Raw genomic sequence first — 11,841 nt, forward strand, 5'->3', positions numbered from 1 at the left:
ATTAAAAAAGATTGGATAAATAATTCTTTTAATGACTCGAAATCACAAGAAATTAAATAACCAATCTGTCGTTTAGGGATAATGGTAATACATTAAATTTAAGCTATTAAAACGGTAATTAATGTTCCCGCGTTTTTCTAAATACGATATCCGGATAGCGTTCTTGAGTTAAATTTAAATTAACCATGCTTGGGGCGATATAACTTAAATTATCTCCACCATCGAGAGCCAGGTTGACTTCACACTTACGTTTAAATTCTTCCAATTTTTTAACATCTCCGCACTCAACCCAACGAGCGGTCGTAACATTAACCGGCTCATAAATCGCTTCAACATTGTATTCTGATTTTAAACGTGCAACGACTACATCAAATTGTAGTACCCCAACGGCACCAACGATAAGATCATTGTTAATTAATGGACGAAAAACCTGTACGGCACCTTCTTCAGATAACTGAACCAATCCTTTTAATAACTGTTTTTGCTTAAGCGGATCCTTAAGGCGAATGCGCCGGAATAATTCCGGTGCAAAGTTAGGAATACCGGTAAATTTGAACTCTTCACCTTGACTGAAGGTGTCACCAATTTGAATGGTGCCATGATTATGTAAACCGATAATATCACCGGCATACGCTTCTTCAACCTGTTCACGATCACCAGCCATAAATGTTAAGGCATCAGAAATATTGACATCCTTACCTAACCGAACATGACGTAATTTCATGCCTTTTTCATATTTACCAGAAACAATACGTAAAAAAGCTACTCTGTCACGATGCTTCGGATCCATATTGGCTTGAATTTTGAAAACAAAACCACTAAATTTTTCTTCTTGAGCGGTAACTTCGCGTTTGTCGGTTTGGCGCGGTTGTGGTGCTGGCGCCCAAGCGGTTAATCCATCTAACATATGATCAACCCCAAAATTACCTAACGCAGTACCAAAAAATACCGGGGTTAAGTCACCCGCTAAAAATGCCTCTAAATCAAATTCATTGGATGCCCCTTGAACTAATTCTAACTCTTCACGCAATTGAGATGCTAAATCTTCACCTACTGCTTGATCAAGTTCAGGATTATTTAATCCTTTAACAATACGAACTTCTTGAATGGTATGCCCTTTACCCGTTTGGTAAAGGTAAGTTTCATCTTTGGCTAAATGATAAACGCCTTTAAAAAGTTTACCACAACCAATTGGCCATGTAATCGGCGCACACATGATATTAAGTTCATTTTCAACTTCATCTAATAACTCCATCGGATCGCGAATATCACGGTCGAGTTTATTCATAAAGGTTAAAATCGGCGTATTACGTAGACGAGTTACTTCCATAAGTTTGCGTGTTCGATCCTCGACCCCTTTAGCTGCATCGATTACCATTAAACAGCTATCTACGGCAGTTAATGTCCGGTAGGTATCTTCCGAAAAGTCTTCATGTCCTGGGGTATCTAATAAGTTGACTAAACAATCAGCATAAGGAAATTGCATGACCGAGGTCGTAATAGAAATACCACGCTGTTTCTCCATTTCCATCCAGTCAGATTTTGCATGCTGTGCGTTTGCACCACGGCCTTTTACCGTGCCGGCGGTTTGAATCGCGTGTCCAAATAATAATACTTTTTCGGTGATGGTGGTTTTACCCGCATCCGGGTGAGAAATAATGGCAAAAGTACGGCGATTTGCCACTTCATCTAAATAAGCTTGATCGGTCATGATTCTTTAACTATTAAATTATAAACGAAAACAATGCCGAGGATTTTAGCAGATATCCCATTAAATAGATATCTGCCTACCCCAAATCAGTTACAAATATCGTAGGAAATAAACCTAACTCAATTGCACAAAACTAAGCGCTTTTTCTACCACTTCAAGACCTGCGCCTTTCTTATGTGCATTTTCACTAAGATAGCGGCGCCACTGTTTAGCACCTTTTTTACCATTAAAGATACCTAACGTATGACGCATGATATGATTGAGTTGAGTTCCCTTAGTTAACTCATTTTCGATGTAAGGAAAAAGCAGTTCAATCGCGACAATCGGATTAATAACCGGGCGATCTACAGCAAAAATTTGTTGATCGATTTCACTTAATAACATTGGATTTTGATAAGCTTCACGCCCTACCATAACCCCATCAACATGTTGTAAATGGGTTTTAATTTGTTCTATTGTGGAAATGCCACCGTTTATCGCAATCGTTAATTCTGGATAATCCTGTTTAAGTTGATAAACTCGAACATAATCTAACGGCGGTACTTCGCGATTTTCTTTAGGGCTTAAACCAGATAACCAAGCCTTGCGTGCATGGACTATAAAAGTTTGCGTATAGGGCATAATTGTTTCAATAAATTGACATAAAAACGAATAACTATCTTGCTCGTCAATCCCAATTCGATGCTTAACCGTAACAGGAATAGAAACGACATCTTGCATTGCTTTAACACAATCGGCGACTAATTGGGCATTAGCCATTAAACAAGCACCAAACATGCCATTTTGTACACGATCCGAAGGGCACCCCACATTAAGATTAATTTCATTGTAACCTAATTGTTCAGCTAATCGTGCACATTGCGCTAATGCCATAGGATCACTACCACCTAATTGTAAGCTAATGGGTTGTTCTTGCTGATTAAAGCTTAAATAATCGCCTTTACCAAACAAAATGGCGCCGGTTGTCACCATTTCAGTATAGAGTAATGATTGCTGAGTTAAAATGCGGTGAAAATAACGACAATGCCGATCAGTCCAATCAAGCATAGGCGCAACGGAAAATTTATTTAAGGTTGAATTCATTGATATACCAGTATCTAAAGCAGATTTTTTTAGTATAACATAGAGAAATCGTTAATACAGATAAGAGGCTTTTACTTAATTAATTTATTATAAAATAAATGATATTAGATTATCTTTTTTAATTGTCACTAAAACAATAAATTTATCTTTAATGAATGATACAACCTAACTCTAAAAAAACATTATTTATGCAATCTAACTAATTTGATGTGTTTTTTTATCATTTTGAATTAATTATTTCACTTATCTTGCATAAACATAACCGATGAATCACTCCAAATAAAATTCTAACTTTAACTGCTACCTAACAATTCGACATAACAGGTTTGTTAATAATTATTTTATTAATTTAGCAATTAGTATGATATTTAGCTCGACTTTTCACCAAAATACTGTATGCTTATACAGTGTTTTGGTGAAAAATAATAATTAAAAGGAGAATATTTATGGAAATTAGTCAAGATACAAAAATTTTTAAAGTAACTTTAATGAATGATAGCACATTAGTCGATGGTTATGGTTTTATCCATACTTGGCTAAAGTTTGAAGTAGATAATGAAACACCTACTTACTTCAGTTTTGGTCCAGAAACTAATATTATTCAATCAGAAGGTAAGTTTGATGACGATCATGCTATGGAAGGAAGACCTGCTACAAGTGAATATAGAGTTACAATAAATGAAAAAACTTATAATGAAATGATGCTTGAAATTAAGAAAATGAAAGAGGAGAAAATTAGGTATAAACTTTTTCCTGACAAAAATAAGAATTATAACTGTACAACAGCTTCATTACGTGTACTCAATGCTGGTGGGGTTGGTTCCAAGTTCAAGAATATTACTACTCCTTTCGGTATTGAAGAAAAAATTTCTGAATTTCAAGGTATTGCACCACCTTCGAATATATTTAAGGAGACATTTCAAAATTTAATACAATTAGCAAAACCTCGCAAGCAAATAGTCGATGACGTTATGGATTGGTACTACGAAGTTAATGAAGATGGTAACAGTAAATTCTTATATGCTCCTGCTTCGGAAGAATTTTCTGATAAATACCGCAACACATTATATGACATAGTTGATAGCTGCTTTGGTTCTAAAAATGTGTGGAAGGCTTATGAGTGCGCAATCCGCAACATACCATCCTCTGATATAATGAATGAACTTACAAAAGGTATTACTCATCTATTATTAAAAAAATTATCGCCTGATACCTTCATTTTTGATCCATTATGTAAATACTTTTATATTGAAAATCCAAATAATCTAGGTGACCCTAAATGTGAATACTATTATCCGGTTAAACATATTAGAATTAATAAAATTAACAATATTTGCCCAGTTATTAAAACAACTAAACATCCTCATTCTTTATTAATAGATGTCATATATCCAGATAACAATATTCCTAAAGAAGAATGGATAGAAGGTAGTATTGGTATTTATACAGGCTATAGTTACGACGAAAATGAGAGCATTAGTTACTACGAAAATGAGAGCATTGACCACAGAATACAAGGTATCGATATATATGAAAGTATATATAGTCTTAAACTTTTTAAGACAATTTCTATCTCATCTTTGCTTGATATGGCGATGAGAGGTACGGAAGAAGATGACTTTATTCAAGGATGGAAGTCTAGAAATAATACTATTTATGGATTAGGTGGTAATGATGTACTTGAGGGAGGCAACTACAACGATACGCTAATTGGTGGAGCTGGTGATGATTTTTTAGTAGGTGGTGCAGGAAATGACAGTTATATATTTAATTTAGGGGATGGTAACGATACTATATTCGATAGTAATGGTGAAATGGATACCATAAAATTTGGTAAAGGCATTATTCCTAAAGATATTTTAGTGAAAAAAATGGATAATGATCTTTTATTAATTATAAATGATAAAGATAGTATAACAGTTATAGATTATTTTTACGACAATGAATTTATGATAGAAAAAATTATATTTAACAATGGTACCATTTGGACACCTCAAAATATTTTATCAAAATTAGAAACGATCGAATATATTAGTTAGTGTTCTAAATCAAATCACCATTTTTGAATATATTATTTCCTAAATAATAGAATAAACCCGCTGATTAAGCGGGTTTAGTGAATTTAGTTAACTAATACAACAAATATTTATTCCATATCATCAAGGCTTACATTATCACTAGCGGCGCGTTTTATATCTGCTACTTTACCTGAGTCATCAAAAATAATCGTATAAGTGATTTGTTTAGGATAACCGTGTTGCGGATTTTGACGAAAAACATAATACCAGATATCATCACCAAATAAAGATGTTAGCATTGGTGAGCCCATGATAAACACTACTTGCTCTTTAGTTTGCCCCACTTTTAATTTATCAACAGATTCCTGTGTAATGTAGTTTCCCTGATTAATATCAGGACGGTAAACCCAACGATCAACAAATGAGCATCCAGCCAATAACAATGACGAAAAAATTGCAACAATAATAAAACGTAACAATGACATGTAACAATATCCATTCTAAAAATTGTGGCGTATATTATCGCTGATATTTTATCTAAACGCTACTGCTTATTATAAACGATGCATTTTAAACTCTATTTTTGCCCCCAGAATGGGGCAATACAAGAAACTTTAACGTTTAGGATTACGACAATCAAAACATCACTTTTAATAATAATTAGTATATAATACGCCATCATTTTTTAGCCAGAACTTGTATTATGACGGACAATCCATTATTACCCTTAAGAGATAAAATTACTGCGCTTGATAAACAATTATTAACGTTAATTGCACAACGACGTGAATTATCTAATCAAGTGGTGAATACTAAAATCAACGCCAATATTCCGGTGCGAGATCTAGAGCGAGAAAGGATATTGGTCAAAACATTAATCGAAACTGGCAAACAATTTGCGCTTGATGAATTGTTTATCAAACGACTCTACCAAGTGATTATTGAAGATTCTGTTTTATTACAACAACGTTTGTTACAACAACATCTTAATCATGATGTGATAAAATCAGCAAAAATTGCATTTTTAGGGCCAAAAGGATCCTATTCACATTCCGCAATGCGCCGTTACGCGGCAAATCATTTTGATCAGATAGAAGAATCGAGTTGTTCTAGCTTTAAAGATATTTTCGAAAAAGTGGAAAAAGCTGACGTTGATTTTGGTGTTGTACCAATAGAAAATAGCAGTTCAGGTTCAATTAACGAAGTCTATGATCTGTTACAAAAAACCAATCTTCATATTATTGGTGAAATTTCACTACCCATTGACCACTGTATTTTAGCCAATAAGCAAGCCACATTAGATGAAATTGATACGGTATATAGTCATCCACAACCTTTTCAACAATGTACAAATTTTTTAGAAAAATACACACATTGGAAAATTATATATTGTGACAGCACCTCTTCTGCTATGGAAACTGTTGCTAAACAAAATAAAACTAACCTCGCAGCGATTGGTAATAAAGATGGTGGCGAATTATATGGTCTGCAAGTATTAGAACATAATTTTGCTAATCAAAAAGAGAATATCACACGTTTTATAATATTAGCGCGTCAAGCGATTAATGTATCAGATCAAATCTCCGCTAAAACCACTATATTAATGAAAACTGGCCAACAAGCAGGGGCCTTAGTAGATGCATTATTGGTTCTGCGTAATCATAATATAGCGATGACTAAACTAGAGTCGCGCCCGATCCACGGTAATCCATGGGAAGAGATGTTTTACATAGATTTACAAGGTAATCTCGATAGTATTGTAATGCAACAGGCATTAAAAGAACTCTCAACTATTACACTGTTTTTGAAAGTACTTGGCTGCTACCCGAGTGATAATGTTGCACAGTAAAAAAATTTTAACACTATGATAGATTTTGCAAAATGTATTTTGACATGGTACGACCAGTATGGACGTAAAACATTGCCATGGCAAATTCAAAAATCAGCTTATCATGTCTGGCTGTCTGAAGTGATGTTACAGCAAACTCAGGTGGTTACAGTTATCCCTTATTTTAAGCGTTTTGTGCAACAATTTCCGACCATTACTGCATTGGCAAAAGCTCCGATAGATGATGTTTTGCATTTATGGACCGGGCTTGGTTATTATGCTAGAGCCCGTAATTTACATAAGGCGGCCCAGATTATAACCGAACAATTTAATGGTATTTTTCCAACCGATTTTAATGACGTGATTAATCTGCCCGGTATCGGTCGCTCAACAGCTGGTGCTATTTTATCATTATCACAAAAGCAACATTATGCAATTTTAGATGGCAACGTTAAACGTGTACTAACCCGTTTTTATGCTATTAATGGTTGGCCAGGTAATAAACAGATTGAAAATCAATTATGGCAACTTGCTGAAAACGTTACACCTTTTGTCGATGTTGATAAATTTAATCAAGCTATGATGGATATCGGAGCCATTATTTGCACTCGTAGCAAACCCAAATGCTCACTGTGCCCTGTCCATATGGATTGTAGTGCTTATCAGCATGATAATTGGCAAAATTATCCGACCAAAAAACCCAAGCAAAGCATTCCGACAAAAACAGCCTATTTTTTGATATTAGATGATAACCAAATGATTTGGTTGGAAAAACGTCCTCCGATAGGTATCTGGGGTGGGCTTTATTGTTTTCCGCAATTTGAAAATTATCAGGCAATTGAAAACTGGCTTAAACAACGCAAACTGACGACAGATAAGTTACAACAATTGATTAGTTTTAAACATACTTTTAGCCATTTCCATTTAGAAATAGTACCAATTTATACCCAATTGAAAAAAAATTGTGCTTGTCTTGATGAAGCTAATGGTTGTTGGTTTAATTTAAAGCAACCAGCAAAAATCGGATTGGCCACGCCTGTTCACAATTTATTACAGCAATTAACTCGACAATCACACACCACTTTTTAGCTAAACATTTTTCAGTTATAATTTTAACAAAATCTTTAAAGTTTATGATTTTTAAAGAAAAAAACATTCAAGGAAAAGATTATGAGTCGCATGATTTACTGTCAATATTTAAAAAAAGAAGCGCCTGGTTTAGATTTCCAACTATACCCTGGAGAGCTTGGTAAACGGATTTTCAATGAAATTTCTCAAGAAGCATGGCAGGAATGGATTAAAAAACAAACTATGCTAATTAATGAATTAAAATTAAATATGATGAATCCTGAACATCGTAAACAAATTGAAAATGAGATGGTAAAATTTTTATTTCAAGGGCAAAATATCACCATTTCTGGCTATAAGCCTCAGATTTAATTGGATATTTAAGGAATGACACAGTTTAGACATTTGAAATATTGTAATATCAAAATTGTTAGTTTATTGGCAATATCTGCTTTATTAGTAGCCTGTCCGAGCTCAAATAATGGCTACAAAACAGAATATCATAAAAACACAAATGCCTTAAACATATTAATTAATCAATATGCTAATAATATTGAGCAAATTTGGGGACCACATGAAGTTTTAATAGCTGGTCCGAAAGATTTTGTTGAATATAGCAATGATTTATTGACTCGTGTGCATATTAATTTCGTGTCAGGCCAACTAGCTATTGAAACGTTATCGGAAGATCCGAAAAATCAATTAAAAGCAGCGATCGTAACAACATTATTAATGACTGAACCGGAAGATATATCTAAGCAGTCAAACGCTCCAATTGATAATAGTAAAGAACCTTTCTTATATAAACAGATATTAGATGAAACAGGTCAACCAATACGTTGGGATTGGCGTGCCGCACATTATGCTGATTATTTAGTAGACAACCAATTACATACCCGCAAATCGGGTAAAAAACAGATCAGTTATGTTAATATTAATTTGGTACCTGATCATGTTAATGAACGTGCGCATAAATTTATACCATTGGTTCGTCAATCAGCTCGTGAATATCATGTTGATGAAAGATTAATGTTAGCTATTATACAGGTTGAATCTAATTTTAACCCATTTGCGGTAAGCCGTAGTGATGCGTTAGGTTTAATGCAACTCCAACAGCATACTGCTGGTCGTGATCTTTTTAATCGTTGGGGTAAAAAAGGCGAACCAACAAAATCTTATTTACTTGATCCAAAAAATAATATTAACATGGGTGGCGCTTATTTAGCATTGATTCGAGATTCCTATCTAGCAGGTATAAAAGATCCGGTCTCAATGCGCTATGCAATGATTAGTGCTTATAATGGTGGTGCTGGCAGTGTATTAAAAACATTTTCTAAAGATCGTACCAAAGCAATTGAGGTAATTAATAAGATGACCGCTGATCAGGTTTATCAAAAATTAACCACTTCTCATGCATCACAAGAATCGAGAAATTATTTAATTAAAGTAAACCAAATTCTAAAAAAATAATATGGTAAGACACAATAACGGACCAATAATAACACTTGAAAAAAGGACTGTCAGTTTTATGATTGGTCTGTATTGTCAAAAAAAACATAGCATGCCTAACGGTGTTTTATGTGATGAATGTGCAGACCTTAAACATTACGCTTTACAACGTTTAACTACTTGTCGTTATGGCGAACAAAAATCCACATGTGAAAGGTGCTTGAAACATTGTTATCGCAAAGATTATCAGCAAAAAATTAAACAAGTTATGCGTTTTTCAGGACCAAGGATGTTACTATATCATCCTTTTTTGGCTATCAATCATTTATATAAAAATATCAAACAGCGTAATTAAACATAATATGACAAATTTACCAATTCCTGATAATTATCAGCAACTCTTTGATAAAAAAATTACTCAGACCAAGGCATTATTTGAACAATTTACTATACCTGAATTTACCGCCTATCCGTCACCTACTAGCCATTTTCGTATGCGAGCAGAATTTCGGATGTGGCATGCCGGTGACGAGTTGTACCATATCATGTTTGATCAAAAGAATAAAAAAAGAGTGCGCGTTGATGATTTTCCAATAGCGACTCATTTGATTAATCAGGCAATGCAAAGCATTTTGCCATTATTAAAATTCAATCTACCGTTACGTGATAAATTGTTTCAAATTGATTATCTATCGACCTTAAGTGGCGAGCTATTAATTTCGCTGGTTTATCACAAAAAACTGGATGAAGTCTGGTTAAGTCAAGCAAAACAGTTAAGACAAAAATTGCTTGACCAAGGATTTAAGGTACATCTGATTGGTCGGGCGGCTAATCAAAAAATAAGCTTAGATCACGATTACGTTGATGAACAATTAACAATATTAGGGCGCCGTTATATTTATCGTCAAGTTGAAAACAGTTTTACGCAACCCAATGCAACTATTAATATTGCAATGTTAACTTGGGTTATTAATGTAACGAAAGGATTATCGGGTGATTTACTAGAGTTATATTGTGGAAATGGAAATTTCTCAATTGCCTTAGCGCAGAATTTTAATCAGGTATTAGCGACCGAAATAGCCAAAGCTTCAGTCAAAACCGCTCAATATAATATTGCAATTAATCAGATCGAAAATGTAAAAATTCTTCGCCTGTCAGCCGAAGAATTAACCCAAGCGATTAATAATGAAAGAGAATTTAAACGGTTAAAAGAAATTTGTTTAACAGATTATCATTGTCATACCGTTTTAGTCGATCCACCTCGAAGTGGGCTAGATAGCAAAACCTTGACCATGATTTCACAATATCAGAATATTATTTATATTTCTTGTAATCCGCTAACATTAAAAGAAAATCTGATCGAATTAACCCAATCACACATTATAAAGAAAATGGCTTTTTTTGATCAATTTCCTTATACCCATCATTTAGAATGTGCTGTCATGCTGAGTAAAATAGGTTGATAAAAATATTTATTTATATCATTATGTTACAAAATTAATGCAGTTTTAGAAGTAGCAAATAAATGTTAACTTTATAAGATGGTATGACTTTTTTATAAAATAGCTAGTTATTACGTATAATGTTTATTTGCAATAATCAGCAATTTATTTAATAATTTATTGGTTTTTTTCCAATTTTATTGACAGATTAATAATCTATCCCATTTTTTTAAATCGTTAAAAATAGAGTAATGTGGAATGGTTTAATCACACATTTTATTTTAAGCAAAAAAAAACCCCTAATTAGGATTAGGGGTGCATAATTGCAAGGAATGGATGAAAGGAAATAAAACAATGAAACAACAACTACCAAATAGCCTTAGGCTTCATTGTTTTTATACTATAACCTGCAAACACCGTCATCAACATTACTAAGAAATGACATTTTTATCATCAAAATTTCATTATTTAATGTTGCTTGTTTATTTATTATATAGCTTAAATGACTGAGGCTAATTTCATTAAAGGAAAATTTAATCAAAATGAAACTATTAGTTGTTGAAGATGAAACAAAAACGGGCGAATATCTACGGCAAGGCTTAGTTGAATCTGGTTTTATTGTCGATCTTACGAATAATGGTTTAGATGGTTATCACAGAGCCATGACCGAAGAATATGACCTCATTATTTTAGATGTCATGTTGCCTGACATTAGTGGATGGAAAATCATTCAGTCATTACGAGATGCCGGCAAAGAGACGCAGATCATATTTTTGACAGCTATGGGTAGTGTTGAAGATAAAGTTAAAGGTCTTAATCTTGGTGCTGATGATTATCTGGTTAAACCGTTCTCTTTCGCCGAACTATTAGCAAGAATCAAATCCCTTCTTAGGCGTAATGTCCCACAAGTTAGTTTACATCAATTGACCATTGCTGATTTAGTCATGGATTTACCTAAACGCACTGTAACTCGTGCAGGTAAACGTATCGAATTAACCAACAAAGAATTTTTACTACTGGAATATTTCTTACGTTATCAGGGTGAAGTTTTACCTCGTTCATTAATTGCTTCGCAAGTATGGGATATGAACTTTGATAGTGATACAAATGTTATAGATGTTGCGGTAAGACGTTTGCGCAATAAAATAGATGCGCCTTTTGAACCAAAATTAATTCATACAATTCGTGGAATGGGATATAAACTGGATGTTTTTAACGAAAACGAAATATAAAAAACTAATA

At 33.7% G+C, this 11,841-nt stretch carries 11 protein-coding genes; 8 read left to right on the forward strand and 3 right to left on the reverse strand.

Going from position 1 to position 11,841, the window contains the following annotated elements; all coding sequences use genetic code 11:
- Nucleotides 1–118 precede the first annotated feature (118 nt).
- Together prfC and dusA are read right to left on the reverse strand one after the other, a co-directional pair.
- On the reverse strand, nt 119–1,711 hold the full coding sequence (gene prfC, locus JMI89_RS02025; RefSeq protein WP_187755795.1) for a peptide chain release factor 3: 1,593 nt from the start codon (nt 1,709–1,711) through the stop codon (nt 119–121).
- A gap of 114 nt (nt 1,712–1,825) precedes the next feature.
- Nucleotides 1,826–2,794, reverse strand: a complete 969-nt coding sequence (gene dusA, locus JMI89_RS02030; protein WP_220679212.1) for a tRNA dihydrouridine(20/20a) synthase DusA — start codon at nt 2,792–2,794, stop codon at nt 1,826–1,828.
- 446 nt (nt 2,795–3,240) lie between these two features.
- Between dusA and JMI89_RS02035 the strand changes: the two genes are divergently transcribed.
- Complete coding sequence (locus JMI89_RS02035) at nt 3,241–4,833, forward strand: calcium-binding protein (protein WP_220679213.1); 1,593 nt, start codon at nt 3,241–3,243, stop codon at nt 4,831–4,833.
- Nucleotides 4,834–4,940: 107 nt separating this feature from the next.
- Here JMI89_RS02035 and bamE read toward each other — a convergent pair whose 3' ends face one another.
- Nucleotides 4,941–5,297: an outer membrane protein assembly factor BamE gene (gene bamE, locus JMI89_RS02040; RefSeq protein ID WP_187755797.1), complete on the reverse strand. Its 357-nt coding sequence runs from the start codon at nt 5,295–5,297 to the stop codon at nt 4,941–4,943.
- Between the two features lie 215 nt (nt 5,298–5,512).
- Here bamE and pheA point away from each other — a divergent pair, with 215 nt between their 5' ends.
- The 7 genes from pheA (at nt 5,513) to JMI89_RS02075 (ending at nt 11,831) form a co-directional block, all read left to right on the forward strand.
- On the forward strand, nt 5,513–6,661 hold the full coding sequence (gene pheA / locus JMI89_RS02045) for a bifunctional chorismate mutase/prephenate dehydratase (RefSeq protein WP_370633697.1): 1,149 nt from the start codon (nt 5,513–5,515) through the stop codon (nt 6,659–6,661).
- 15 nt (nt 6,662–6,676) lie between these two features.
- Complete coding sequence (gene mutY / locus JMI89_RS02050) at nt 6,677–7,729, forward strand: A/G-specific adenine glycosylase (RefSeq protein ID WP_220679215.1); 1,053 nt, start codon at nt 6,677–6,679, stop codon at nt 7,727–7,729.
- Nucleotides 7,730–7,810: 81 nt separating this feature from the next.
- Entirely contained in the window at nt 7,811–8,080 is a 270-nt protein-coding gene (locus JMI89_RS02055; protein ID WP_187755799.1) for an oxidative damage protection protein, read from the forward strand.
- A 15-nt stretch (nt 8,081–8,095) separates the two neighbouring features.
- Nucleotides 8,096–9,178 (forward strand): membrane-bound lytic murein transglycosylase MltC, encoded by a 1,083-nt coding sequence (gene mltC, locus JMI89_RS02060; protein WP_187755800.1) that lies wholly within the window; start codon nt 8,096–8,098, stop codon nt 9,176–9,178.
- Between the two features lies 1 nt (nt 9,179).
- The gene (locus JMI89_RS02065) at nt 9,180–9,512 is read left to right on the forward strand and encodes a nitrous oxide-stimulated promoter family protein (protein WP_187755801.1); all 333 of its coding nucleotides are present in this window, start codon (nt 9,180–9,182) and stop codon (nt 9,510–9,512) included.
- 7 nt (nt 9,513–9,519) lie between these two features.
- Nucleotides 9,520–10,620: a tRNA (uridine(54)-C5)-methyltransferase TrmA gene (gene trmA / locus JMI89_RS02070; RefSeq protein WP_220679217.1), complete on the forward strand. Its 1,101-nt coding sequence runs from the start codon at nt 9,520–9,522 to the stop codon at nt 10,618–10,620.
- A 521-nt stretch (nt 10,621–11,141) separates the two neighbouring features.
- Complete coding sequence (locus JMI89_RS02075; protein ID WP_187755803.1) at nt 11,142–11,831, forward strand: heavy metal response regulator transcription factor; 690 nt, start codon at nt 11,142–11,144, stop codon at nt 11,829–11,831.
- Nucleotides 11,832–11,841: the final 10 nt, after the last annotated feature.

Source organism: Frischella sp. Ac48 (genome assembly GCF_019641635.1).
GTDB lineage: Bacteria > Pseudomonadota > Gammaproteobacteria > Enterobacterales > Orbaceae > Frischella > Frischella japonica.